Below are 25,215 nucleotides of genomic sequence, written 5' to 3'. Positions count from 1 at the left end.
CGCGTCATGACCACGCTCCACCACGAACACCCGGTGCACGACCACGTCCACGGCCCGGCCTGCGGCCATCCCGAGGTGCCGCACGGCGACCACGTCGACTACGCGCACGACGGCCATATGCACCGCCCGCACTCCGGCCACTACGACGAGTGCGAGCCGGCCGGCCACACCGCGCACCAGGGCCACGACCACCGGCACGGGGACGGCTGCGGCCATGACGCGGTCACGCACGGCGACCATGTCGACTATCTCCACGACGGCCACCGGCACGCGGAGCACGACGGGCACTGGGACGACCACTGAGCGCTCCGGCCGCACCGCAGTCCGACGGGGATCCGCGGGCCGGGCGTGACCGGTCGCGCGGGTCCCCGCGCTCCTTCACCGCCCGGTAGCCTCTGGACGGCATACCGACTGGTCGGCATCATGGGGTGGCAGCAGCCACCACGCCGATCAGGAGCAGCAGATGAGCGCAGACCACCCGCCGGGCCTCGACCTCGACCAGTTGCGCGGCCACCTCGACCGCGAGCGTCCTGGCCTGGTCGGCGGACCGCTCACCGCCCGGCTCATCGAGGGCGGCCGGTCGAACCTCACGTACGCGGTGACGGACGGCGCCACCCGCTGGGTGGTCCGGCGGCCCCCGCTGGGGCACGTCCTCGCCACCGCGCACGACATGAAGCGCGAGCACCGGGTGATCGAGGCCCTGCACCCGACCGACGTGCCGGTGCCCGCGCCGGTGCTGCTCTGCGAGGACGACGCCGTCCTCGGGGCGCCCTTCTACGTGATGGAGTTCGTGGACGGGACGCCGTTCCGCACCGCCGAGGAGCTCGCGCCACTCGGCCCCGAGCGCACCCGTGACGCGGTGCTCGGCCTCGTCGACACCCTCGTCGACCTGCACGCCGTGGACCCGGCGGCGATCGGGCTCGGCGACTTCGGGCGGCCCGAGGGATTCCTCGACCGGCAACTGCGCCGCTGGGGCAAGCAACTGGACGCGTCCCGCAGCCGCGAGCTCACCGGCATCGACGAACTGCACGCCGCACTCGGGCGCGCGCTCCCCGACTCCCCCGCGCCCGCCGTCGTACACGGCGACTACCGCCTGGACAACGTCCTCATCGGCGACGACGTCCGGATCAAGGCCATCCTCGACTGGGAGATGTCCACGCTCGGCGACCCGCTCACCGACCTGGGCCTGCTCGTGATGTACAGCGCCGAGCTGGAGGTGCCCGACTCCCCCGTCAGCACCACGGCGGGCGCGCCGGGCCACCCCGACCCGGCCGAGCTGATCGAGCGGTACGCCGCGCGCTCGGGGCGCGACGTGTCGGCCGTCTCCTGGTACACGGCGTTCGCCTGGTTCAAGCTCGCCGTGATCCTGGAGGGCATCCACTACCGCTACACGCTGGGCCAGACGGTCGGGGCGGGCTTCGACCGGATCGGCGAGCTGGTGCCCGTGTTCATCGAGCACGGCCGTGCCACGCTCAGGGGCCAGGCCCTCCAGGGACGACAGGAAGGCTGAGACAGAGCCATGGATTTCGCATTCGACGCCCGCACCGAAGAGCTGCGCGCGAAGCTGCTCGCCTTCATGGACGAGCACGTGTACCCGGCCGAGGCCGTCGCCGACGCGCAGCGCGCCGAACTGGCCTCGCCGTGGGACACCCCCGCCGTGGTCGAGGAGCTGAAGGCCGAGGCCCGCAGGCAGGGGCTGTGGAACCTCTTCCTGCCGGACACCGAGCACGGAGCCGGTCTGACCAACCTGCAGTACGCGCCGCTCGCCGAGATCACCGGCCGCTCCCCGCAGTTGGCGCCCACCGCGCTGAACTGCGCGGCGCCCGACACCGGCAACATGGAGGTGCTCGCGCAGTTCGGCTCCGACGAGCAGCGGAAGCGGTGGCTGGAGCCGCTGCTGGCCGGTGAGATCCGCTCGGCGTTCGCGATGACCGAGCCGGAGGTGGCGTCCTCCGACGCCACGAACATCACCACGCTCATCGAGCGCGACGGCGACGAGTACGTCATCACGGGCCGCAAGTGGTACATCTCCGGCGCGATGAACCCCGACTGCCAGATCTTCATCGTGATGGGCAAGACCGATCCGGACGGCGCCGACATCCGTCGCCAGCAGTCCATGGTGCTCGTCCCCCGCGACACCCCCGGCCTCGAAGTGCGGCGCGCCATGCGGGTGTACGGATACGAGGACCACTACCACGGCGGCCACGCCGAGGTCGTCTTCGATCACGTACGGGTGCCCGTCGCCAACCTGGTCGGCGAGGAGGGCGGCGGCTTCGCCATCGCGCAGGCGCGGCTCGGCCCCGGCCGCATCCACCACTGCATGCGGCTGATCGGGATGGCCGAGCGCGCCATCCAGCTGATGTGCGAACGCGCGGTGGCGCGCACCGCGTTCGGCAAGCCGCTGGCGCAGCAGGGCGTCGTGCAGGAGTGGATCGCCGATGCCCGCGTCGCCGTGGAGCAGCTGCGGCTGCTCGTCCTGAAGACGGCCTGGCTGATGGACACCGTCGGCAACAAGGGTGCGCACACGGAGATCCAGTCCATCAAGATCGCGACCCCGCGCGCGGTGGTCGACATCCTCGACCGCGCGGTGCAGCTGCACGGCGCGGGCGGCGTCAGCCAGGACTTCCCGCTGGCCGAACTCTGGGCGGCGGCGCGGACGTTGCGCCTCGCCGACGGCCCCGACGAGGTGCATCAGCGCTCCCTCGCCCGGCGGGAGCTGAAGAAGTACCTGTAGCCGCGCGGTCGCGGGTGCCCTCGGGCTTGTCCCCGCGTACCTCCCCCGGTCGCTTCCGCCACACCTAGGATCGGCGGGAGCGACCGGAAGGCTGGGACGAGGGTGCGCGAGACACGGAGAGCGACGGAACCGGAGACGGCGGGGCGCGCCGCCGCCGGGCGCGGGGCACCCCCCACGGGCCTGGCCGCGCTGCAGCGGCACGCGGGGAACGCGGCCACCGCGCACTGGGTGCAGCGCCAGACCGGCGGCCTGGACGAGCACTACGCCACGCGGCCCACCGAGCACCCCGAGTGGGGTCCGTACCAGGACCTGACGAAGGCCGCGGGCATCCCCCAGGCCGACGCCGAGGCCGCTTGGCAGCTGCTGCTCGGCGGGGTCGACTCGCAGGGCGCGCTCAACGACGAGGCCACGGCGCGGACGAGCGACCGCCAGGAGCAGCGCGAGATCCGCGCGACGAACACGTGGTACCAGGAGTTCGGCAGGCTCATGTCCGAGCACCTGCAGATCGACACGCCCACCATGGCCCTGTGGGCGGGCGGCTACGAGACGAGTGAGTACGCCTACTCGAAAGGCCACACGCCGCTGGCGCGGACCCGGATCGGCTCCGTGCTCAACGTCCTGGAGCTGCACCCGAACTGGAAGTTGACGGGCCCGATGTGGAGCGTCGTGTCCAAGGCCTTCGTGGACCGCGCGACCGGCCCCGTGCACATCTTCCTGCGGGCCTACACCCCGGACAGCATCCTCATCCGCCTCGAGGTGCCGCACCTGCGCCTCGTGCAGCGGCTGAACCCGGACGTGAAGCTGATCTGGCACCCCGTGTACACCGATGCGGGCGGGCAGATGAGGGAGGTCTCGCGGGACTGCCGGCTCGTCGACAACGCGGAGTACGACAAGCGGGACACCTGCGTGGCCGCCCTTTACCAGTACCTCAGGCTCTTCCACGAAGAGAGCAACACCGAGGCCACGGCCGCCCACGAGAGCATGGAGCAGCTGCTCGTCGCGAACGGCCACAAGGACGGCGTCTGAGGCGCTGTCCGAGGCAGGCAGGTCACCCGCTCACCCCGGTCGCCTCACGGCCGCAGCGCCCGCAGCAGCAGGTCCGCCAAGTGGTCGGCGACCTGCCGCTGGGTGAGCGGGCCCTGTGGGCGGTACCAGGTGGACAGGTGGTGGACCGAGCCGAAGTGGTAGTCCACCACCAGGTCCGCCGGGGTCGCCGTGGAGAAGACGCCCGACTCCTGGCCCTCCTCGATCAGGGCCCGGAACCGCTCGTGGTAGCGGCGCCGTTCGGCGCGTACCTGCTTGTTCTTCTCCGGGCTCAGGTGGTGCATGGAGCGGAAGAAGATCGCCGCGTCGTCGAGGTTGTCGATGGTGGTGACCACGACGTCCGCGGCGGCGTCGCGCACTCGCCGCTCCACGGGGGCGTCCGCGTCGGCGATGGCGTCGAGCCGCTCCTGCTGGACACGGAGCACGCGGGCGTAGACCTCGTGCAGGAGGTCGTCCTTGGAACCGAAGTAGTGGTAGAGCGCGCCCTTGGTGACGCCGGCGGCCTCCACGATCTCCTGCACCGACGTACGGTCGTATCCGTGGTCGGCGAAGAGCCTGGTGGCGGCGGCCAGCAGGCGCTGCGGAACGGGTGTGCCGTCACCGTCCGTCGTTCTGGCCACTGCCGCCACCTGCCTTTCGCGTCACTTGCCGTGCTGTGCCCGGGAACGCAGTTCCCGCCGGAGGATCTTCCCACTTGTCGTCTTCGGCAACTCCGTCAGGATCTCTATCTGCCGCGGATATTTGTACGCGGCGAGCCGTTCCTTGCAGTAGGCGGCCAGTTCGTCGGGGCCCGCGGTGCTCTCCGGACGCAGGCTGACGTACGCCTTGACGCTCTCCCCGCGATAGCTGTCGGGTATCCCGACGACGGCCGCCTCGCGTACGGCGGGGTGGCCGTAGAGGACGTCCTCGACCTCGCGCGGCCACACCTTGAAGCCGGACGCGTTGATCATGTCCTTCTTGCGGTCGACCACGTAGAGCCAGCCCGCCGCGTCCATGAACCCGATGTCGCCGGTGCGCAGTTCGCCGTCGGGGAAGGCCTCGGCGGTGGCGTCGGCGCGCTGCCAGTAGCCGGGCACCACCTGCGGGCCGCGCACGGCGATCTCGCCCTGCTCGCCGAGCGGGACCTCGTGGCCGAGGTCGTCCAGGATGCGTACGACCGTCTCGGGACCCGGGACGCCGACCGCGAGGGTGCCGGAGACTGGGTCGACCGGTGCCTCCTGGCCCGGCGGCACGGAGGCGCAGGGCGCGGTGCACTCGGTGAGGCCGTAGCCGTTGTGCAGGTAGGGGCCGAAGGCGGTGCGGAACTTCTCCACCAGGGCGGGCGGCAGCGGCGCGCCGCCGGAGGAGATCATCACGAAGGAGTCGAAGTGCGCGCGGGTCGCCGCCGGGTGCGCGGCCAGCGCCATGAAGGCCGTGGACGGGCCGACCGTGTACGCGGGTCGGTGCTCGGCGAAGGCGTCGAGGACCACGCCTGCCTCGAAGCGGTAGGCCAGCGCGAGGGTGCCCGCGTTGGCGACGCAGGCCGCGATCTGGGCGACCATGCCGGTGATGTGGAAGAGCGGCGCCATCGCGAAGTAGCAGGCGCCTTCGGGGATCCCGGAGCCGGTGCGCTGGCGCTCCGCGTTGTAGGTGATGTTGCCGTGGGTGTTGATGGCGCCCTTGGGGGTGCCGCTGGTGCCCGAGGTGTAGCTGATCAGCGCCGCGTCGGACGGGCCGAGCTCGCGGTCGGCGGGGGCCGGGAGCCCCTGGCGCGCGACCGCCACCAGGTCGTCGGCGTCGGCGGCGGGCGCCGCGCGCTCGAAGTCGAGGACCCGGGTGTCGTTGCGGGTCTGCAGGTCGAGCTGGCAGGCGGTGAGGACGACGCGCACCGGCGAGTCCGCCGCCGTATCGCGCAGATACGACTCCCACGCGCGGTCCGAGCAGATCAGCGCGGTCACTCCGGCGTCCGCGAGGACGTGCCCGACCTCCGCGGACTTGTACATCGGGTTCACGGGGACGACGGTCGCGCCCGCCTTCCACGCGCCGAGGAGGGCGAGCACGAAGTGCGGGGTGTTCTGCAGGAGGATCGCGACGCGGTCGCCACGGGCGACGCCCCGTGCGGCGAGGTGCCCGGCCACGGAGTCACTGAGGGCGTCCGTCTCGCGGTAGCTCAGGCGGCCGTCGAAGTAGGCGAGGGCGGTGTGCTCGGGGGCCCGCGCGACGGCGGCGCGGAAGGCGTGGGGCACGGAGGCGGCGGGGTGCACGGGGCCGCGCTGGACGTCGCTCAGCCGGGCGAGCCAGGGCTTGGCCGCGTACGGGGACGCGGCGGGGGATGTGCCGGAAGACGTGTCGGTCACCGCTGGGTCGCCTCCCACTTCTGCTGGAGGTGGTTCATGCTGGTCAGCCACTTGTCGGGGGTCGCGGCGCGGGCCTGGTAGTAGGCGGCGACCTCGGGGTGCGGCAGGATCAGGAAGCGGTCGTCGGCCATGCCCGCGAAGAGCGCGGCGGCGACGTCGTCGGGCTCGATCGCGGTGGGCGTGAGCACGAGGTCGCCCGCGGTGCCGGTGGCGGCGAGCATGTCGGTGCGGACGCCCTGCGGGCAGATCGCGTGGACCTTGATCCCCCGGTGGCGGTACGTGAGCGAGAGCCACTCGGCGAAGGCGTACGCGCCGTGCTTGGTGACGCTGTAGGGCGCGGCGCCGATCATGGTGAGCAGACCGGCCGCGGAGACGGTGGAGACGAACCGGCCGCTGCCGCGCTCCAGCCAGTCGGGCAGCAGCGCGTGCGCCGCCCGTACGTGCGCCATCACGTTGACGTCCCAGGCCGCGGCCCAGACCTCCTCGGGCGCGGCCTCGCTGCCGCCGGAGCCGAGCCCGGCGTTGGCGCAGTACACGTCGACCGTGCCGCCGAGCGCCTCCCGGGCCTCGGGCACGATGCCCGACGCGTCGCCCGGCACGGCGATGCCGCCCACCTCGTCGGCGACCGCCTCGGCCTTGGTGCCGTCCAGGTCGTTGACGACGACACGCGCGCCCTCGGCGGCGAAGCGGCGGGCGAGCGCGGCCCCGATCCCGCCTCCCGCGCCGGTGACGACGACTCCCTTGTCCTGCAGGGTCTCCACGATGGTTCTCCTTCGGCCTGCGGCTCCGCTTCACCGGCAGACTAACCAGTCGGTATGTCGCGGCGAAAGGGGGGCGGCAGGGGTCGGCGCGATCACCGGTAGCGGTGGGGGCGGCGGAGCGCGGCGAACTCGGTCTGCCCGGCGGGCAGGCGACCTGCGTCCGCTCAGGCCCGCACGCTGGCGTGCAGGATCCGGGCCAGTTCGCGCGGCTGGGACAGCATCGGCCAGTGCCCCGTGTCCATCTCGACGAGCCGCCAGCGCTCGCTCTTGAGCAGGTCGGCCACGTCGTCCGACGGCTCGTCCCCATCGAGCAGGCACTTGATGTACGTCGCGGGCAGCTCGCCCAGCGGGCGTTCGAGGACGGCGGGGTCGGTCAGGGTGGCGCCCGGGTGCGGTGTCGCGCCGCTCGCGATCCGGGCGACCTGTTCGCTGTCGAGCCCCTGCCCGTCGAAGTCCGCGGCGTTCAGGGGCAGCCAGAAGCCGTCGCCCTCGGCGAGCTGGGCTTCGAACGCCGCCTCGCCCTGCCACCACAGGGAGGCGAACGACTCTCCGTCGACGGGGACGTTGCTGTCGACGAACACGACACGGGTCAGCCGGTCACCGATCCGCTCGGCGGCCTGGCCGACGGGAACGCCCGCGTAGCTGTGCCCGACGAGGACGACCTCCCGCAGACCGAGGCGCTCGACCTCGTCCACGATGTCCCGCACATGAGCCTGCGGTCCGGGCACCACGTCCTGCTTGTCGGCGAGGCCGGAGAGGGTCAGGGGGTGGGCGCCGTGTCCGGCGTCCCGCAGCTCCTCGGCCACGTCCTCCCACGCCCACGAACCGAGCCACGCACCCGCCACCAGGATGAAATCCGCCATGACCCGAACGTACACGCCGAAGCCCCACGGGGGCAGACCCCACCGACCCGCGGGCGCCTGCCCGGTGACGCGGTCTCACTGCCCGAGACAGCGCGTCCCAGGTATTGACTGCCCCCTACATCCACCATGAGAGTGCCGCTCGTGCACAGCGAAGCGACAGCCACAGGAAAACAGCAGGTCCACGACGCGGAGGCGGAGGCGGCGGCAGACGCGGACGCGAGCCCGGAGAGCCTGCGCCGGGTCGCCGTGGCCTCCTTCATCGGGACGGCCATCGAGTTCTACGACTTCTACATCTACGGCACGGCGGCCGCCCTCGTCCTGAACGAGGCGTTCTTCCCGACCCTCGACCCGGTCAACGCCACCCTCGCGTCGTTCTCCACGTACGCCGTGGCGTTCGCGGCCCGCCCCATCGGCTCGGTGATCTTCGGGCACTTCGGCGACCGGGTGGGGCGCAAGTCCGTCCTGGTGGCCTCGCTGCTCCTGATGGGACTCTCGACCGCCCTCGTCGGCGTCCTGCCCGGCTACGGCACCTGGGGCGTGTGGGCCCCGCTGCTGCTGATCCTCCTCCGCTTCCTGCAGGGCATCGGGCTCGGCGGCGAGTGGGGCGGCGCGGCGCTGCTCGCGGTGGAGCACGCGCCGAAGAAGAAGCGCGGCCTGTACGCGGCCTTCCCCCAACTCGGCCCGTCCGTCGGGTTCTTCGCGGCCACCGGCGTCTTCTGGCTGCTCTCGGCCACGCTCTCCGACGACGCGTTCCGCTCCTGGGGCTGGCGCGTGCCGTTCCTGCTGTCCTTCCTCCTCGTCGCCGTCGGACTGTTCGTACGCCTCCGGATCAGCGAGACGCCGGTCTTCGCGAAGGTCATGGCGGCACAGGAGGCGAGCAAGGTGCCGACGCTCGACGTGCTCCGCCGCCATCCGCGCGAACTGCTGCTCGGCGCGGGCGGAATGGTCGTCGCGTACGGCCTCTTCTACACCGCCACGACCTACTGCCTCTCGTACGCCACCGGCACCCTGCACGTCTCCCGCAACACCATGCTCGGCCTCTCCCTGGTGGCCTGCCTCTTCCTCGCGGCCGGCACCTGGCTCGCCGCGACGCGCTCCGACGCCGCGGGCCGGCGCAGGCTGGTCCTCGTGGGGGCGGCGCTCGCGGTGGTGTGGGGGCTCGTCCTCTTCCCGCTCCTCGACACCGGGCAGCCCGTCCTCATCGCCCTCGCGATCGGCGGCGCGCTGTTCTGCATGGGCGTCGTCTACGGCCCGATGGGCGCCTTCCTGCCCGAGCTGTTCGGCACGAACGTCCGTTACTCCGGCGCCTCGCTCGCCTACAACCTGGGCGGTGTCCTCGGCGGCGCGGTCTCGCCGCTGGTCGCGACCCGGCTGCAGTCGGCTTTCGGCTCCTCCTCGGTGGGCTGGTACGTGAGCGCGATGGCGGTCGTCTCGCTGCTCTGCGTCCTGGCGCTGCCGGAGACCCGGGAGCGGGAACTTCTCTGAGAGCCTGTGCCATATCCCCGGCAGGTCGTGCGCGGGATCTGGCCAGGTGGCCCGGGCGGCAGGACCATGACGGCGTGGAGCCCTACTGGGAATTGACCTTCGACGCCGACGGCGACGTCGACACCGCGCAGCGCGCGCAGCTGCTGTCCGGCGCGGAACGTGAACGCGTCACCGATCTGCTGGTCTTCGCGCACGGCTGGAACAACGAGCAGAAGGACGCCAGGAAGCTCTTCCGGCGCTTCTTCACGCCCTGCCAGGAGCTGTGCGGGACAGGGGTGCGTCTCGGCTACGTCGGGGTGCTCTGGCCCGCCATCCGCTTCCCCGACGAACCGATCCCCGACTTCGACCCCTCGGCCACGCCCCCCGTCCCCGCCACACCGCCCGGCAGCCCCGTGCTCGACCCGGCGACGCGGCAGGTGCTCGACCGCGCCTTCCCCGACCACGGCGCGACCCTTGACCGGATCGCCGAGCTGCTCGCGGAGCGCTCACAAGTGCCCTCCCGCATGTACGAGTTCGGGCGGCACGTGCGCGAGCTGGTCTCCCTGCGCGAGACGCATCCGGCCCGGCACTTCGGCCAGGACACCGGCGCGGGCGAGCCCGCCATGCTCACCGACGACGCGGTCCAGGTCTGCGAGGTGTTCGCCGCCGCGCGCGCGGACACCGGGGAGCCCGCGCTCCTCGGCGCGCTGCGCGAGCGGCTGTGGGACGGCGCCCACGAACTGCTGCGGCAGGGCTCGTACTACGCGATGAAGCGCCGGGCGGGCGCGGTCGGCCAGTTGGGCCTCGGCCCGGCGATCGGCCTGCTCGCGGCGGACGTGCCGAGCATCAGGGTGCACCTGATCGGGCACAGCTTCGGCGGCCGCCTCGTCGCGTACGCGCTGCGCGGGATGCCCGCGGACGTGCGCGCGGTGAAGTCGGTGACGCTGCTCGAAGGCGCCTTCTCGCACTACACGTTCGCCGAGCGCCTGCCGCACGACAAGTTCCGTGGCGGCGCCCTGCACGGCATGCAGCACCGCGTCGACGGCCCGCTGGTGTCCTGCTACTCACACCACGACGACGCCCTGGGAAAGCTGTATCCGCTCGCCTCGAAGCTGGCCGGTGACTCCACCAGCTTCCTGAACCTGTGGGAGCGCTGGGGCGCCATCGGCTACAACGGCATCCGCGCCGTCGACGGCACCCAGCGCATCAAGCTGGGCCAGAAGGTGCCCGCCAAGGGGTGCGTCAGCATCGACGCCGCCTCGGTGGTGCGGCGCGGCGGCCCGCCCTCCGGCGCACACAGCGACATCTGCCACGAGGAGCTGGCACGTGTCGTGTTCGCCGCAGGGCGGATCGCCCGCGCCTGACGGGTTCCCGGCCGCGGACTACGGGCGGTGCCGCGGGAACTCGACGACCTGCTGGTAGGTCGGCCGGTTCTGCCACTGGATCGACTTGTGCGTGATGCCGCCAAGGGCCCGGTGGACGACCGAGTCCGCGCACCACTGGTCGCCCGCCTTGCATGAGTCGTCACCGGGGTAGACCTCGGTGGCGGGCTCGGCGACGGCCTGCCCGAGCGTGGCGAGCAGCGCGTCGCGGCAGGCGTCGAGCTTGCCGCCGCCGCAGTAGGTCTCGGCGAGCGGGCCCTTCACGGGCTCCCCGAGGACCTTGCGCAGATCCTTGTCGGCATAGCCCCACCAGCCGTACTGGAAGGCCGATCCCGCGTGCGCCCCGGTGGGACCGTGGCCCGCGGACGGCGCCTCGTCGGTGGCCAGTTGGGCGGTCAGGGCTCCGTAGAGGTCCTTGCCGAGGCCCGGCTCGAACTCGGCCTCGACGACCTTCGGCCACCAGGCGTCCATGATGCGCACGGCGTCGGGGTGGGCGTACGTCTTGGAGCCCGCCGCCGTCTGGTTGCGCTGCGCGCCCGCCTTGCGCCAGGCCTCCAACTGCTGGATCGCCTTGGCCAGTTGCGGATCGGTGACCGGCGCGCCGCGCAGCACCTTCAGGAGCTCGGGCAGCACCTGCTCGCCGCGCAGGTCGGTGACGGCCGCCTCGGACATGGCGCGGGTGAGCGAGGCACGGGTGACTCCGCCCTCCTCGGTCAGCTTCCTGACCCGTCCGTCGAGCAGGTCGCCGCGGTGCACGGCGCTCGCGCCGAAGCCCGCCGTGCTGAAGTCCTTGGCCTGCTTGTTGTTCCAGGAGATGTAGTAGTCCTGGTCGACCGACTGCGGGTGCTCGGCGGGCGGTGTCTGCGCCGAGGTGTTGTCCTGCGGATCGAAGTCCCGCCATTCGTACGCGGGCTCGGCCTTGACCGGCAGGGCCGGGTCGATGCCGTCCGCGCGCTCGGGGTTGGCGCCGCTGTTGTAGTACGCGATGTCGCGCGAGTCGGCGTAGAACCAGTTGAAGGCGTAGCTGATGTGCCCCGCCGCCTTCTGGAAGCTCTCGGCGTCCTTGACGTACGAGGGGTCGTTGAACATCTGGAAGCCGATGATGGAGTCGGCCTCGTGGCGGTAGGTGGAGCGCAGCGAGACGTAGGCGACGGGTGCGCCGTCGACGGTCGCGCGGTGCGTGACGATGCCGTACTTCGTGCGGAACACCTGCATGCGGTAGGAGCCGGCGGCCGTGGAGTCGGCGAGGGTCGGCTTCCAGGCGTTCTTGCGCTCCAGCTTCTCCATGGGCGTGCAGGTGCCCCGGTGCAGGTAGCCGGTCGACTGCTTCGTGGGGGTGCCGCCGCCGGGTTCGCACAGCTCGACGGCGTACGTGTCGGTGATGTCCTGCCCCGCGGACGTGGCCGACCACGCGTAGTCCTGACCGCGCCCCAGTTGGACGTACATGCCGACGCCCGCGAAGGAGACGCCCCGCGCGCTGATGCCAGGACCCTGGAGCTCCTGCTGCATGAGGAGCTGGGGCGCGAAGTAGCCGGTCTGCGGGCCGAAGACGGCGACGGGGTTGCCGCTCGCGGTGTGCTCGCCGGAGACCAGCAGGGCGTTCGACATGCCCTTCTTGTGGCCGTCGGCCCGGAACAGGTCCGAGGGCAGCACGCCCTTGTCGTACATGCCCTGAAGCGGCTTGAGCTTCTTCGGCGCCTTCACCGGGTCCTTGGCGCCGGTCCTCGCGCCGCCCTCGCGGTCGTGGACGAGCTGTTCGCGCTCGACCGACCCTGCGTCGGGCATCGCGGTGCCGCGCGCGTGCTCCGGCTTGCCCGCGTACGGGAAGCTCGTGCCGTCGTGGACGGTCTGCACGGCCTCGGGGTCGTTGCGGGCGCGGAAGGATTCCCAGACCTCCGTGCCCTTCTGGACCCCGTACTTCTCCTGGGACTTCAGCAGGGAGAGGGCGGACTCGACCTCGCCGCCGCCGCCGTTGCCGAAGAGCCCGCCGACCACGGAGGCCAGCGCGATCATGTCCGTGATCTTGAAGGGCTGGATCTCACCGGCGTTGGTGATGGCGTCGATCTTGCCGGTCAGGACGTACTCGCCGGGGAAGTAGCGGCCGTTCTTGGACTTCACGCGGTAGGCGTTGAGCCCGTCGATGTAGGCCTGCGCGTCCTCCATGGCCTGCTTGCCGCGCTCGCCCTGCGTCGACCTGATGTACTCGACCTGCTTCTCCAGGTCCTTCTCCGCGTACGGGGCCTGCGGCCAGAACTGCTGCTCCAGGCCCTGGTTGGCGAGTGCGCCGCCCGCGAACGAGGTCAGCTCGCCGCGCCCGATGTGCCGGAAGAGGTCGATGAGCCAGAGCCGGTCCTGACCGGCGGCGAAGCCCGCGCCGAACTCGGTGCCGTAGCGCGTGGTGCCCTTGATGTGCGGCACGCCGTACTTCTTGTCCCGGGTGATCGTCACGTCGTCGCGCGGCTTGGTGACGGAGGCGACCTGGCCGTCCCGCACCCCGAAGGAGGCGTCGTTGAAGAACTCGGTGAGACGGTCGTCGGTGAGCGAGGGGTAGCCGGACGACAGGGCGTCGTAGGGGCCCAACTGGTCGTCGGCGTGCGCCGGTCGGGTGCCGAGGAGCTTGTGGGCGAGGATCTCGGCGAGTGTCGCGCCGCCGTTCGCGCCGGGCGGCAGGATGTCCGCGCAGTGGCCCTCGCAGTAGTCGGTCTCCTCGGCGGACCCGGGGGGCGCGGCCGCGGCTCCCGGCAGCGGCGCCAGGAGGGCCGCGCCGAGCGCGAGCGCCGCCCCCGCCGTGAGTGTTCTGAGCCTGACGTTGCGTCGTCGCATGGGTGCTCCTCCGGATCCCTGCGGAAGGCCGATGCGCCGGAGGCTACTGGCGGGTCGTCGAACTAGAAAGATGAACATGCGTCGCCTTTTCCGAATCACCACAACGCGCCCCCCTTGTGTCTGCATCACACCTGCTCGGTAGGGCAGGCGAGAAAGTGTGCGCGATGAGGGAGCCGAATCGCGTGTCGATACGTCTACTCGTCAGCGTCGTCTCGACAACGACGCCGGCGAAAACGGAACACGGGTACCAGTACGGAAGTACGTGTGACGGAGGTGCAGGGCGATGGCCGGATTCCGGAGTCTCGCGAGACAGGTGCGTGATCCGCAGAGCGACCTGGCGCTGCGGCGCTACTCGCTGCGCAAGTGCCTGGAGAGGTTCGCACCGTACGGACACCGGGCGACCTGGGACCATCTGTGCGCCCGGGCGGGGTTCGGGCCCGAGGACAGGTCGCCCGACCCGGCGCGCCTCGTGGCGGCGCTGAACGAACTGGAGGCGGCGAGGGCGGTCTGGCTCGCCTACGAGGCGGGCTTCGCGGAACGCCGCCGCAAGGAGAAGCACGACGGGCTCAGGCGCCCCGGGAGCGTCGACGACTGGCACCGCTGCACCTGGGGCGGCTTCGGCATCGCCTGGTGCGACGACCCGGACGTCCATCCGCACGAGCCCCTCGCCGAAGTCCTGCGCAGGCTCATCGCGGCGCTGGAGAGGGAACCGGGGGCGGCCTGCCCGGTCTGTGCGGACACCGCCCTCGTCTTCAAGCACGGCCTGGCGCACGAGCCGTCGTCGGGACCGGTCTGCGCGGGCTGCGGGATCGTCGTGCCGTCCCCCCTCCTCACGCCGGACGCGGTGGCCCGCGCGCGGACGCGACGGGAGCGGCCCCTCGTGTCGGCGTGAGGTGCGGCGAGCTCAGGGTGTCTTCACGTCCGTGTGTATGGCCAGCTTGAACTGGGCGTGTATCAGCGGCGTGGCGAGCTTCACGTCTCCCACGCCGCGTACCGAGATCTTCAGGCCCAGGGGCGTGTCCGGGTGCACGAACAGCTGCCAGAGGTAGGTGCGGTACTGCCCTCCTCTGGTCGGCGCCGAGTCGGTCGTCGCGGTGGAGTCGTACCCGGTCGTGAGGTCGAGCGGGTCACGGACGTAGCGCGAGCGGTACTCGATCGGCTTGGCCGCGGGCTCCCAGAAGACCATCGCGGAGAGCAGGCCCCAGCCGTCGTGACTGGGCCAGATCAGGCCCGAGCGGGCGTCCGGGTACTTCGAGGGGCGCGTGCTGCCCTTCCCGGGGTCGTGCATGCGCCACGGGTCGTAGGACTCGTCTCCCTCGCCGTACGGAAAGCGCACCAGGTGGTAGCCGTCACTGTCGTACTTGATGCTCTGCCGTCCGTGCCGTGCGGCGTCCCACAGCAGTGAACAGATGACAACGGACATCGGCCTCTCCCCCGGTCGGCGTGCTCGGTGCGCTCGGCGTACTCGGGTACTCGACGTACTCCTGTACGTACAGGACACCGTGCTGCCGCGGCGGCGTCGCGGCTAGATGCGGTGCAGGGGATTTTCGGGAGCTCGCGCCGGATCGCGGGGCCGCGGCCGTCAGGTCCGCCGGGGCCCGCGCTCCACCATCAGCCGGGAACCGCTGTGCCGCTCGCCGAAGACGTCGTCGGGGTTGGAGAGCACGCAGGTGTCCAGGGAGAGACAGCCGCAGCCGATGCAGTCCGTGAGGTGGTCGCGCAGGCGGCCCAGTTGCTTGATGCGCTTGTCCAGTTCCGAGCGCCAGCCCTCCGAGAGGCGCGCCCAGTCCTCGCGGGTGGGCGTGCGCTCCTCGGGCAGCGAGTCGAGGGCCTCGAGGATCGTGGAGAGCGGGATGCCGACGCGCTGGGAGGCGCGGATGAAGGCGACGCGGCGCAGGGTGTCCCGGTGGTAGCGCCGCTGGTTGCCCGAGGTGCGGCGGCTGGTGATGAGGCCCTTGGACTCGTAGAAGTGCAGAGCGGAGACGGCGACTCCGCTGCGGTCGGCCAGCTGGCCGACGGTGAGTTCATGGACCTTCTCCGGAATCTGGGGCACCTCTCGAACCCTACTGGCTGGTCCGTTGACACGCGTCGGCACACACCCCATGCTGAGCAAGCGCTTAGTCTGCGTACGTTTCCGCGTGCGCTTCTGCATACGTCTAGGAGGCCAGGGACATGGCGGAGCCGAAGATCTTCACGTCGGCCGAGGAACTGCGCGCCGGGGTCGGCGGGCAACTCGGGTACAGCGACTGGCTGGAGATCGACCAGAAGCGGATCGACCTCTTCGCCGACGCCACGGGCGATCACCAGTGGATCCACGTGGACGCGGAGAAGGCGGCGCAGGGGCCCTTCGGGACGACCATCGCGCACGGCTATCTGACGCTGTCGCTGCTGCCGAGCCTGGTACCGCAGATCATGCGCGTCGAGAACATGAAGATGGGCATCAACTACGGCACCGACAAGGTCCGTTTCCCTTCGCCGGTGCCGGTCGGCTCGCGGCTGCGCGCGACGGCGCAGCTCACCGATGTCACGCCGACGAAGGACGGCGGCGTGCAGGTGACGGCCAAGGTCACCGTGGAGCGCGAGGGCGGCGACAAGCCCGCGTGCGTGGCGGAGTCGGTGTCGCGCTACTACTTCTGAGGCCCTGCTGATTACTGAGGCCCTGCTATTTTCTGAGGCCTTCCGAGGCCCCGCTATTTCCCGGGTACGGCGGGCCGGGCGCCCACCATCCGCAGCACGAGGTCGGCGTAGAGCGCGCCGACCTCGTCCGGCGTCCGGTGCCCCGCCGCGTTGAACCAGCGGGCCACGTCGATGCAGAGCGAGAGCACGGCGAGCGTGGTGCCCGGCACGTCGGGGACGTCGAACTCCCCCGCCCGCACCCCGTCGTTGATGATGTCCCGCACGGCCTCGTCCGACCTGCGGCGCAGCGCGACGATCTCCGTCCGGTGCTCCTCGCCGAGCGCGTCGAGCTCGTACTGGACGACGCGCGCGGTCATATGGTGGGCGGCGTGCCAGCCGACGAAGGAGCGCACGGCCGCCGCGAGCCGTTCGGCGGCGTCGCCCTCGCCGTCCGCCGCGGTGCGCAGGATGGCCAGGGCCTTGTCGTGGCCGATCCTGCTGATGCGGTGGAGCAGCTCTTCCTTGGTCTTGTAGTGGATGTAGAGCGCGGCGGGGCTCATACCGGCGCGGCCCGCGATGTCCCGGGTGGTCGTCGCGTGGTAGCCGCGCTCGGCGAAGGCCTCCACGGCGGCGACAAGCAGCCGCCTGGCCGCGTCGGGGCTCACCTCGCCCCACGGCTGCTCCTCGCCGCCGGTCTCCTCCGCCGCGCTCATCGCCCACTCCTTCAGCTTTCGGGAGGGACACCATACCTCTGACGGTGAGCAAGCGCTTAGAGCCAGTCCCGGGCAGGCCTCGGTCAGGGCTTGCCAAACGGGTCGTGCTCGACGAGCAGCTTGTCGACGCGGGCCTGGTCCACCCTGCTGACGATCTGCACCACCTCTTGCCGGTCCCTCACCACCTTGGCCAGGGTGAACGCGGAGGTCGTCAGATAGAGCACCGCGATGGCGAGGAAGCCCCGCACCCAGGACGAGGCGTCCAGATAGCCGATGCCGACGGCGACGGCTCCGATGGATACGGCGAAGGAGGCCACGGCCTGGCCGTAGAAGGCGTTGGTGGTCTGCTGTCTCACAGGCGGCTCAGTCATGTGCCCAGCATCGGCGGCGGCGCGCGCCACATCCGCTCGGGTACTCAGGCGCGTACTCAGAAGGCCGAAACGCCGGTCAGGGCACGGCCGATGACGAGTTTCTGAATCTGGCTCGTGCCTTCGTAGAGGGTCATGACCCGCGCGTCACGCAGCAGCTTGCCCGCCGGGTACTCGTCGATGTAGCCGTAGCCGCCGAAGACCTGCAGGGCGTTGTTGGCGGCGCGCACGGCGGCCTCCGAGGCGAACAGCTTGGCCTTCGAGGACTCCGTGGCGAAGGGCTGCCCCCGGTCGATGAGGTCGGCGACCCGCCAGGTCAGCAGGCGCGCGGCGTCCACGTCCACCGCGATGTCGGTGAGCAGCTCCTGCACCAGCTGGTGGTGGGCGATGGTCTTCCCGAACTGCTCGCGCTCACCGGCGTAGCGCACCGCGGCGTCGAGCGCGGCCTGCGCGATGCCCACGCAGCCGGCCGCCACCGACATGCGCCCCTTGGCGAGGGCCGACATCGCGACGGAGAAGCCCTTGCCCTCGGGCGCCATCATGGCCGACGCGGGGACGCGGACGTCCTCCAGGACGAGTTCGGCGGTGGCCTGGCCGCGCAGGCCGAGCTTGCCGTGCAGGGTGCGGCGGGTGAGGCCGGGGGTGTCGGTGGGGACCAGGAAGGCGGAGACGCCCTTGTGTCCCGGGGCGTCGCCGGTACGGGCGAAGAGGAGCACGACATCGGCCCAGGTGCCGTTGGTGATGAACATCTTGGTGCCGTTGATGACGTACGAGTCGCCGTCGCGCACGGCTCTGGTCGTCAGGTTGCCCGCGTCGGATCCCGTGCCCGGCTCGGTGAGCCCGAAGCACCCGACGTACTCGCCGGAGGTGAGCCCCGGCAGCCACTGCCGCTTCTGCTCCTCGCTGCCCCAGTGCGCGATGGTCTTGGCGACCAGGCCGAGGGAGACGGAGACGATGCCGCGCACGGAGGAGTCCCCGCGGCCCAGCTCCTCGGTCACCAGGCAGTACGCGAGGTGGTCGCCGCCCGAGCCGCCGTACTCCTCGTCGATGGTGAGCCCCAGGAAGCCGACCTCGCCGAGCTTCTTCACGACGGCCCGGTCGACGCTCTCGGCGCGGTCCCACTCCACGACGTGCGGGGTGATCTCACGCGCCACGAACTCCTCGGCAAGGCGGCGGACGGCGGCCTGCTCGTCGCTGAGCTCCAGGTTCACGGGGGACACCTCTCACGTCGGGTTACGGCGAGTTACTCGAATGACGTCGAGTTTTAAATTAGCACTGCTAGTTTGCTGCGGCAGCCCTACTATGTGCCGCATGGCCCGACCGCGCAAGCCCCTCCTCAGCCGAGAACGCATCGTCGGCACGGCGCGTGCTCTCGTGGACTCCGAGGGACTCGCGGCCGTCTCCACGCGCCGCCTCGCCGCCGAGCTCGGAGTCAGCGGCCCGTCCCTCTACAACCACTTCCGCACCAAGGACCAGATCCTGGAGGCGGTCGCGGACTCGGTGAGCGCACAGGTCGATCTGTCGATGTTCGAGGCCGCCGACGGACGCGACTGGCGCACGGCGCTGCACGACTGGGCGATCTCCTACCGGGCCGCCCTCACCCTGCACCCGAACATCGTCCCGGTCCTCGCGAGCGGCCCCGGCCGCCGCCCGGCGGGACTGCGGCTCGCCGACGCGGTGTTCGGGGCGATGGTCGACGCGGGCTGGCCCGCCGCGCAGGCCACGTCGATCGGCGCACTGATGCGGTACTTCATCATGGGCTCCGCGCTCGGCTCGTTCGCCGGGGGCTTCGTGGACGACGAGGCCGCGTACGACCCGGCCGACTATCCGCACCTCGGCCAGGCCCACCTGCTGGCCGACCGCCAACAGCTCATCGACGAGCGGGCCTTCGAGGCGGGCCTGCGGGCACTGCTCGACGGCCTTGCGCTGCAGTACGAACAGGTGACGGCGCGGGCCTGACGGGTCGGGGCGGCGCACGGTCCAGCCCGGCCGGAGGTCAGTCCGTGATGAAGCGCTCCACCGCCGTCACGACGAGCTCGTCCCGCTCGGCCTCCGAGAGGACGTCCGGCAGCGTGAGCTGCTCCAGGATGAGCCAATTGAGCGCCAGATAAAGGAGCTTGACCGCCTTCGCGTCCCCGGGGAGCCCGGAGGCCTCGTGGTACGCGAGGTTGGCGTCGAGGTCGGCGCGGACGCGCTCGGTGAGGACGGCGCGCAGCGCAGGGCGCCGGGTCGCTTCGAGGCGCAGTTCGAGCAGCGCCAGATAGCCCGTACGGAAGCCGCTGACCCGGCCGACGACCTCGCGCATCACCTCGACGTAGGTCGCCTTGTCCCGCTCGGCCGTCCGCTGCCGCTCGATGACCGACTCATCGGGGATGAGCCGCTCGTAGACCCGGGCGCCCGCCTGGGTGAGCAGGTCGTCGCGGTTGGCGAAGTAGTTGGAGGCGGTGCCCGTGGGCACGGCCGCCTCGGTGTCCACCGCCCGGAAGGTGAGGCCCCGGGCGCCCTCTCTGGCCAGCACCTCGATGGCGGCGTCGACCAGGGCCGCCCGTCGGCCGTCGTTCCTGCGCACCATTGACACCACTCCATTCACAGTACTATGTTCCAACCACTACGGAGAGAGTACTACAGCGGGGGTCACTGCATGCGCAAGCTCGTGTACTACATCGGCACCTCCATCGACGGATACATCGCGGGCCCCGCAGGCGAAGCCGACTTCTACCCGGTCGGCGACGAGGAGCAGGCCGCTGCCTACGCCGCGTCGATCAACGCCCGCTACCCCGAGACGGTCCCCACGGCCCTGCGTCCGCTCGTCGGCCTCGACGACTCCCCCAACCTGCGCTTCGACACCGTGCTGATGGGCCACGGAACCTACCGCCAGGCGCTGGCCCACGGCGCCCCGAGCCCGTACGCACACCTGCGCCAGTACGTGCTGTCCCGCACGCTCGACAGCGCGCCGGACCCGGCGGTGGCCGTGGCCGGAGGCGATCCGCTCGCCCTGGTCCGCGACCTCAAGCGGCGGCAGGGGCGGCCGGGTGAGTCGGAGAAGGACATCTGGCTCTGCGGTGGAGGGCAGGTCGCGGCGGCGCTGCTGCCGGAGTTGGACGAGCTGATCGTGAAGAGTTACCCGGTCGTCGCGGGGGCCGGGATCCCGCTCTTCGCCGGGAAGTTCGACCCCACGCGGTTCCGCGCGACCGCGCGCGAGACGTTCGGGAACGGGGTCCTCGTGACGTGGTTCGAGGCGGTCCGGTGATGCGGCGCCCAAGACGGTAGATGTAGTCTGCATCCGTCTATCCGGGCGACGGCTTGGCCGCCGGGCCCGGACCAAACCGAATACAGCACGCGGGAGTGGCCGTGGGGCATACGACGGATGCGCTGGACGCCGGTGGCTCGACGGGCGGCACGGACCGGGCGGTCGGGGCACCCCGCGCCCGCGCCTTCGCCGCCCAAGTACTGCGCGGGCACGGGCAGGTGACGTTCCTGCCGGGCATGGCGGCGGGCGCCTTCTTCTGCGCGGCGCTCTTCGCCGCGGGCTGGGAGTACGGGCTCTACGGCCTGGCGGGCACCGCCGTCGGCACGGCCACGGCCCAGCTCCTCGGCGTGGACCGGGGCCGCGTATCGGCCGGTCTCGAAGGCTTCAACGCCTGCCTGACAGCACTGTCGTTCGCGGTCTTCCTCGGCCCGGGGCACCTCTCGACGGCGCTGCTCGCGGTCGTGGGCTGTGCGGTCGTCACGGTCGTGACCGCGGCCGCGGTGCGACTGCTCAGTGCCCGGGGCCTGCCCGCGCTCACTCTGCCGTTCTGCCTGATCGCGACCGTGACGACGATCGCGGCGCCCGGCTTCCGGCGGATCTGGCACCACGGCGACGGCCTGGCCGCGCTCACCGCGCCCGCGACAGGACCGACCGCCCTCCACCCCGCCGACCTCGCCCACGCGTTCTTCGCGGGCTTCGGCCAGATCTTCTTCATGCCGCAGTGGTACGTGGGCGCCCTGCTGCTGCTCGGCCTCCTCGCCGCGGGCCCGCGCACGGCGGCCGTGGCGTGCCTCGGCAACACCGTCGCCATCGCCACGGCGTGGGCCCTCGGCGCTCCCGCCGCACAGATCACCGACGGCACCATGGGGTACAACGCCGTCCTCGTCGCGCTCGCCCTGTGCGGGGTCTTCCTGCCCGCGCGGGCAGCCACCCTCGCGTACGCGCTCCTCGGCGCGGCCACCGCGACGGTGCTCGGCCCGGCGGTGGCCGCGCTCTTCGCGCCGTCCGGCGGGCACGCCTTCACGTGGCCGTTCGTGCTGACCACGCTGGTGTTCCTGGCCGGGGCCAACTCCTTTCCCCGGCTTACCGGTTCGGGCCGTTCGCAGCCCGGGCGGGGCGATACCGTGACGTCATGAGTATCGCCTTCGACGCACTGGCCGCCGCAGCGCTGGGCGGAGCCGGGGGGCAGCTGGGCACCAACGCCGCCGGCGCCCTCTGGGAACGGCTCCGCGAGCGGTTCTCGCGGGACCCCGCCGTCGTGGCGGTGCTCGACGAGCGGGACGCGGCCGACCCCGACGCGGTGCGCCGACTGGGCGGGGCGCTGCGCGACCTCGCCGCTTCCGACGCCGGGTTCCAGCGCGAACTGGAGGCGCTGACAGTGCGGTTGGGGCCGATGGCGGCGCCGCAGTTCAACACGGTCAGCGACTCCCGGGGGCTGAACGCGCCGGGGTCGACGTTCACCGGCCCCATCACCATGAACTTCGATGACGAGCAGGAGCCCGACGGGCCGTGAGCAATCACGTCGACGGCTCGTCCGGGCTCAACGCGCCCGGCGCCGTCTTCCACGGCGACGTCACGTTGCACCTCAAGGGCGACAACGACTCTCGCTCCGAGCCTCGGACACGGGGGACCGAACGGCTTCTCCTTCAAGCCCTGCAGCGGGAGTTCGGCGGCGAAGGAGCCACGGTCCGGCTCCTCAACCCCGTACTCGGGCGGGAGCACCGCAGCCTCGCGGACGTGTTCGTGGATCTCACCGTGCGGCTGCCGTCGGAGGATCGGGACGACGAGAAGAGCACAGGGGGCGCCCCACGGCCCTTCGTACAGCAGTATTTCGAGAGGGAGGGGCCGTCGTTCCGGACCGTGTTGACGGGCGGCCCCGGTCAAGGCAAGACCACCGCCGCGCAGATGCTCGCCCATGTGCACCGGGCCGGTCTGCTGCGGACCTTCGACGCCAAACGGCTCTCGCCACCGACCACCACGGAACTCGATCGTGTCGAGCGCGGCCTGCGCAGGCTGAAGCTGACGCAGCCCACCGTTGCACGGTTCCCCCTCTGGGTGGAGGCGCACGCCTTCGCGTCGTACCTGACCGGCGCCACCGAGACCCGGCGGTCCCTGTGGCACTACCTCGCCCACCACTACGAACACCTCCTCAATACCGAGATCTCGACTGCGGACGTTCACACGCTGGCCGGCTCCGTGCCCACCGTGCTGATTTTGGACGGCTACGACGAGGTGTCGCCCCGGCAGCGCGCCGCCGTACTGGGCCACGTCAGGGACTGCGCCGACGACCTGCAGATGGACCAGGCCGACGCGTCGATCATCGTCACGTCGAGGCCGCAGGCGTACGGGAACGAACTGCGCCCGCACGGATTCGCCTCCTGGACCCTGACGGACCTCACCCCGGACGAGGCCCAGCAGCATGCGACCGTCCTGGTGGGCGACGACGCGGCGGGCGAGCGGCTCCTCGGGCTCTTCCGCGTGGCGGCCCGCCACGGCGACCTGCCGAACATCCTGAACACGCCCCTGCATGTCGCCCTTGTGGTCTCGATCCTGGCCGACTCCGGTGAACTGCCCTCAGGACGCCACCGGTTGTTCGCCCGCTACTACGACCACGTCTACGCCCGCGAGAAGGGCCGGGGCGGGGAGCTGGGGTCCTTCCTTGAGCAGCACCGGGGACTCGTCGACGAACTGCACCGGCGGGCTGCCTTCCACATCATGGTGGGGAGTGAGCGGCGCGACAACGAGAACGAGGTCGCACGCGGCATCCGCAGCGAGGACTTCGCCGCGATGGCCCGCTGCGTGGTGCGCGACATCGGCGTCGGCCCGACCGGCGCCGACGACGAGGAGGAGGAAGAGGAGGAGGTGGTCGAGCGGCTCCTGCGGTTCGCGGGAGAACGCCTCGTCCTGATCGTCGGCGTGGACACCGACGTCATGGGCTTCCAGATCAAGTCCCTCGTCGAGTTCCTGGCCGCCGCCCACCTCTCGGAAACAACCGACGAGCAGCTCGTGCGCGAGCGGTTCCGCGCCGTCGCCGCGAGCGAACCGTGGCGCAACGTGGCGAGGTTCATGGCCGCGGCGGCGTTCGAGCCGGAGCGCCTCGGCGAACGGGATCTGCGGGACTCGGTGGTGACGGCCCTGACCGAGCTGGACACGGCGGAATTCACCGGGACGGCGTCTCTGTATCTGCGCGGGGCGGAACTGGCCATCGATCTGCTGACGGACCTGCCGGAGCTCGATGAGCGGTACGTCCACCACCTGCTGCCCAGCGTGGATGTCATCGCCGACCTCGGCGGGCGCGCCGACCGGCTCGCCCGCGCCACGGTCTCACTCTTCGAGGGCCCCCGGCTCGACGAGCTCCTCGATCGCATGACGGCGGATACCCCGGAGCGGCACAGCCACCTCGCCCTCTGGCGCTTCCTCAACAAGCTCGCCGGGGCCGGGAACACTGCGGCGGGCGCGGCAGCCCGCGCCCACCTGGACTCGGCCTCCCCGCAACTGCTCCCCGACCTCCTGCTGGAAACCGCGATCCCCGAGGTCGCCGGGCCGGGACGGATCGTGGACTGTCTGCGCAGGGCTGACCCTCACGCGGTACGTACGGACTCGTACGCACCCTCGATCGGGCTCCCGGACTGGGCGCAGGCAGCCTGGGATGTGATGCACTCCGGGCCGAACACAACCGGCTTCAGCAGTCCGGTGCTCGAAGACATCTGGCCACTGTCCGGTACGAACACCCTGCTGGACTCGCGCTGGCTGTCGCCGCTGGCCGCACCGCCGGACGGCTGCCACCCGAACTGGGCGGCCTGGGGCGAGGCGGCGAGCATGATGGCCACGCCCACCAGCGCCGTACTCGACGCGCTCGCCCACAAGCGGTCGGACTTCTCGGACTTCTCAGCGTCGCGCATGCTGCCCTGGCCGGTTCAGGAATGGCTGGTCGGTGGGGGGCCTCCGCCGGAATCGCCCGACAACCTGGCCTGGCTTGCCGCGGAAAACCGCTGGGCGACGCACGGCGTGCGGCTGCACGACATCGACACCTACTTGCGGAAGGGCTCCCTCGACAGCCACGTGGCGTCGAGTGGCTTTCCGTTCGCAACGATCCACTGGGCAGTGCCGGTCGGTTCCGACCCCCGTATCTCCTCGCTGACCGCCGACGTCTGGAGCATCTGGTCCGCGCATCGTGGCGGTCTGCCCGAGGCACGGGCGACCATCGCCGAACGGCTGCTCCTCCCCCTCTGCGACTACGGCCTGGAGTACGACGCCCCGACGGCGTCGCCCCGGCAACTGCGCGAGGCGATCGGCTCCCTCCCCGCCTTGCAGACCTTCCACCTCTCGTACGAGACCGCTCTGCTGGCGCTCTCCGACTGCCCCGACGACTCGGAGTTCGCCGCTCTCGCACAGCGGCTCTCGCTCCAGGAGTGGTCAAGAGGGCAGGGCACGGCCCACGACGTCATCGCGCGGGCCCGCCGACTGCTCCACGACGGCACGTTCCGGTCGCTGTGCGCGACCATCGCCGAGGTCGACGACCAGCCGGAGACCTGGGACGCGCTGGTCGCCCACTGGATCACCCACGGAGACCCCAGCCACGAGGACTGGCCCCTGGTGAACCTGCTCCGGGCGGACGCGCCGTGGCCCTCGGACCGTGACATCGCGCCGGCCAGGAAGTCCCTGCCCTGGAGAGGCCTCGGGCGGCTGATCGACAACGTCCCGTACTGGTCGGCCGAATTGCGGGCCCACGTCCACGAGCGAATACAGCTCCAGGAGGCGCAGCGGTGGGGCCAGCACCCTGACCTCGTGCCCTGGCACGAGGTCACCGACCCCCTCCCCCTGGCCCTCCTGAAGCTGCGCGTCTGACGTCCGTACACAG

The 25,215-nt window shown here is 71.4% G+C and carries 24 protein-coding genes; 13 read left to right on the top strand and 11 right to left on the bottom strand.

The window, feature by feature from the left end; translation table 11 throughout:
* The first annotated feature begins 6 nt into the window (after nucleotides 1–6).
* The 4 genes from ABZ953_RS27370 (at nucleotide 7) to ABZ953_RS27355 (ending at nucleotide 3,760) form a co-directional block, all read left to right on the top strand.
* Entirely contained in the window at nucleotides 7–303 is a 297-nt protein-coding gene (locus tag ABZ953_RS27370; protein WP_361728664.1) for a hypothetical protein, read from the top strand.
* 160 nt (nucleotides 304–463) lie between these two features.
* Nucleotides 464–1,510, top strand: coding sequence for a phosphotransferase family protein (locus tag ABZ953_RS27365; RefSeq protein ID WP_361728661.1), 1,047 nt, complete (start codon nucleotides 464–466; stop codon nucleotides 1,508–1,510).
* Nucleotides 1,511–1,519: 9 nt separating this feature from the next.
* Nucleotides 1,520–2,734, top strand: coding sequence for an acyl-CoA dehydrogenase family protein (locus ABZ953_RS27360; RefSeq protein ID WP_361728658.1), 1,215 nt, complete (start codon nucleotides 1,520–1,522; stop codon nucleotides 2,732–2,734).
* Between the two features lie 102 nt (nucleotides 2,735–2,836).
* The gene (locus ABZ953_RS27355) at nucleotides 2,837–3,760 is read left to right on the top strand and encodes a hypothetical protein (RefSeq protein ID WP_361728655.1); all 924 of its coding nucleotides are present in this window, start codon (nucleotides 2,837–2,839) and stop codon (nucleotides 3,758–3,760) included.
* A gap of 44 nt (nucleotides 3,761–3,804) precedes the next feature.
* Here the strand turns inward: ABZ953_RS27355 and ABZ953_RS27350 are convergent, their stop codons facing one another.
* The 4 genes from ABZ953_RS27350 to ABZ953_RS27335 form a co-directional block, all read right to left on the bottom strand.
* Complete coding sequence (locus tag ABZ953_RS27350) at nucleotides 3,805–4,398, bottom strand: TetR/AcrR family transcriptional regulator (protein ID WP_361728652.1); 594 nt, start codon at nucleotides 4,396–4,398, stop codon at nucleotides 3,805–3,807.
* 21 nt (nucleotides 4,399–4,419) lie between these two features.
* Nucleotides 4,420–6,114, bottom strand: coding sequence for an AMP-binding protein (locus ABZ953_RS27345; protein ID WP_361728649.1), 1,695 nt, complete (start codon nucleotides 6,112–6,114; stop codon nucleotides 4,420–4,422).
* Nucleotides 6,111–6,878 (bottom strand): SDR family oxidoreductase, encoded by a 768-nt coding sequence (locus tag ABZ953_RS27340; protein ID WP_361728878.1) that lies wholly within the window; start codon nucleotides 6,876–6,878, stop codon nucleotides 6,111–6,113. The genes ABZ953_RS27345 and ABZ953_RS27340 overlap by 4 nt, the downstream gene beginning before the upstream one ends.
* Before the next feature lie 161 nt (nucleotides 6,879–7,039).
* On the bottom strand, nucleotides 7,040–7,738 hold the full coding sequence (locus tag ABZ953_RS27335) for an alpha/beta hydrolase (RefSeq protein ID WP_361728646.1): 699 nt from the start codon (nucleotides 7,736–7,738) through the stop codon (nucleotides 7,040–7,042).
* Between the two features lie 231 nt (nucleotides 7,739–7,969).
* Between ABZ953_RS27335 and ABZ953_RS27330 the strand changes: the two genes are divergently transcribed.
* Both ABZ953_RS27330 and ABZ953_RS27325 read left to right on the top strand, forming a co-directional pair.
* Nucleotides 7,970–9,223, top strand: coding sequence for an MFS transporter (locus tag ABZ953_RS27330; protein ID WP_361728875.1), 1,254 nt, complete (start codon nucleotides 7,970–7,972; stop codon nucleotides 9,221–9,223).
* A 74-nt stretch (nucleotides 9,224–9,297) separates the two neighbouring features.
* Nucleotides 9,298–10,566, top strand: a complete 1,269-nt coding sequence (locus tag ABZ953_RS27325) for a serine-threonine protein kinase (protein ID WP_361728643.1) — start codon at nucleotides 9,298–9,300, stop codon at nucleotides 10,564–10,566.
* Between the two features lie 18 nt (nucleotides 10,567–10,584).
* Here ABZ953_RS27325 and ABZ953_RS27320 read toward each other — a convergent pair whose 3' ends face one another.
* A complete protein-coding gene (locus tag ABZ953_RS27320) occupies nucleotides 10,585–13,407 on the bottom strand; it encodes a penicillin acylase family protein (RefSeq protein WP_361728640.1) in 2,823 nt (940 codons plus the stop codon).
* A gap of 283 nt (nucleotides 13,408–13,690) precedes the next feature.
* Here ABZ953_RS27320 and ABZ953_RS27315 point away from each other — a divergent pair, with 283 nt between their 5' ends.
* A complete protein-coding gene (locus tag ABZ953_RS27315; protein WP_361728637.1) occupies nucleotides 13,691–14,299 on the top strand; it encodes a hypothetical protein in 609 nt (202 codons plus the stop codon).
* Between the two features lie 12 nt (nucleotides 14,300–14,311).
* Here ABZ953_RS27315 and ABZ953_RS27310 read toward each other — a convergent pair whose 3' ends face one another.
* Entirely contained in the window at nucleotides 14,312–14,830 is a 519-nt protein-coding gene (locus tag ABZ953_RS27310; protein ID WP_361728634.1) for a hypothetical protein, read from the bottom strand.
* 159 nt (nucleotides 14,831–14,989) lie between these two features.
* Nucleotides 14,990–15,460, bottom strand: coding sequence for a redox-sensitive transcriptional activator SoxR (gene soxR / locus ABZ953_RS27305; RefSeq protein WP_361728631.1), 471 nt, complete (start codon nucleotides 15,458–15,460; stop codon nucleotides 14,990–14,992).
* Nucleotides 15,461–15,579: 119 nt separating this feature from the next.
* Between soxR and ABZ953_RS27300 the strand changes: the two genes are divergently transcribed.
* The gene (locus ABZ953_RS27300) at nucleotides 15,580–16,044 is read left to right on the top strand and encodes a MaoC family dehydratase (protein WP_361728628.1); all 465 of its coding nucleotides are present in this window, start codon (nucleotides 15,580–15,582) and stop codon (nucleotides 16,042–16,044) included.
* A 53-nt stretch (nucleotides 16,045–16,097) separates the two neighbouring features.
* On the opposite strand, the gene ABZ953_RS27295 is transcribed toward ABZ953_RS27300, so the two are convergent.
* The 3 genes from ABZ953_RS27295 to ABZ953_RS27285 all read right to left on the bottom strand — a co-directional run bounded on the left by ABZ953_RS27295 (nucleotide 16,098) and on the right by ABZ953_RS27285 (nucleotide 18,315).
* Nucleotides 16,098–16,736, bottom strand: coding sequence for a TetR/AcrR family transcriptional regulator (locus tag ABZ953_RS27295; protein ID WP_361728625.1), 639 nt, complete (start codon nucleotides 16,734–16,736; stop codon nucleotides 16,098–16,100).
* 83 nt (nucleotides 16,737–16,819) lie between these two features.
* Nucleotides 16,820–17,107: a YiaA/YiaB family inner membrane protein gene (locus ABZ953_RS27290; RefSeq protein ID WP_361728622.1), complete on the bottom strand. Its 288-nt coding sequence runs from the start codon at nucleotides 17,105–17,107 to the stop codon at nucleotides 16,820–16,822.
* Nucleotides 17,108–17,163: 56 nt separating this feature from the next.
* Nucleotides 17,164–18,315 (bottom strand): acyl-CoA dehydrogenase family protein, encoded by a 1,152-nt coding sequence (locus ABZ953_RS27285; protein WP_361728619.1) that lies wholly within the window; start codon nucleotides 18,313–18,315, stop codon nucleotides 17,164–17,166.
* 100 nt (nucleotides 18,316–18,415) lie between these two features.
* On the opposite strand from ABZ953_RS27285, the gene ABZ953_RS27280 reads away from it, so the two are divergent.
* The gene (locus ABZ953_RS27280) at nucleotides 18,416–19,063 is read left to right on the top strand and encodes a TetR/AcrR family transcriptional regulator (protein ID WP_361728616.1); all 648 of its coding nucleotides are present in this window, start codon (nucleotides 18,416–18,418) and stop codon (nucleotides 19,061–19,063) included.
* A gap of 37 nt (nucleotides 19,064–19,100) precedes the next feature.
* On the opposite strand, the gene ABZ953_RS27275 is transcribed toward ABZ953_RS27280, so the two are convergent.
* On the bottom strand, nucleotides 19,101–19,676 hold the full coding sequence (locus tag ABZ953_RS27275; protein ID WP_361728613.1) for a TetR family transcriptional regulator: 576 nt from the start codon (nucleotides 19,674–19,676) through the stop codon (nucleotides 19,101–19,103).
* 69 nt (nucleotides 19,677–19,745) lie between these two features.
* On the opposite strand from ABZ953_RS27275, the gene ABZ953_RS27270 reads away from it, so the two are divergent.
* From ABZ953_RS27270 to ABZ953_RS27255, 4 genes are all read left to right on the top strand, one after another.
* On the top strand, nucleotides 19,746–20,354 hold the full coding sequence (locus tag ABZ953_RS27270) for a dihydrofolate reductase family protein (protein WP_361728610.1): 609 nt from the start codon (nucleotides 19,746–19,748) through the stop codon (nucleotides 20,352–20,354).
* 200 nt (nucleotides 20,355–20,554) lie between these two features.
* Nucleotides 20,555–21,490 (top strand): urea transporter, encoded by a 936-nt coding sequence (locus ABZ953_RS27265; protein WP_361728873.1) that lies wholly within the window; start codon nucleotides 20,555–20,557, stop codon nucleotides 21,488–21,490.
* Nucleotides 21,487–21,867, top strand: coding sequence for a hypothetical protein (locus ABZ953_RS27260; protein ID WP_361728608.1), 381 nt, complete (start codon nucleotides 21,487–21,489; stop codon nucleotides 21,865–21,867). Before ABZ953_RS27265 ends, ABZ953_RS27260 begins: the two co-directional genes overlap by 4 nt.
* The gene (locus tag ABZ953_RS27255; RefSeq protein ID WP_361728605.1) at nucleotides 21,864–25,202 is read left to right on the top strand and encodes a hypothetical protein; all 3,339 of its coding nucleotides are present in this window, start codon (nucleotides 21,864–21,866) and stop codon (nucleotides 25,200–25,202) included. Before ABZ953_RS27260 ends, ABZ953_RS27255 begins: the two co-directional genes overlap by 4 nt.
* The last annotated feature ends 13 nt before the right edge of the window (nucleotides 25,203–25,215 follow it).

The sequence above is a fragment of the Streptomyces sp. NPDC046465 genome, assembly GCF_040646035.1.
In the GTDB taxonomy this organism is placed as follows: domain Bacteria; phylum Actinomycetota; class Actinomycetes; order Streptomycetales; family Streptomycetaceae; genus Streptomyces.
The sequence above is the reverse complement of the archived record's forward strand: the minus strand, read 5'-3'. Positions and strand labels throughout refer to the sequence as shown.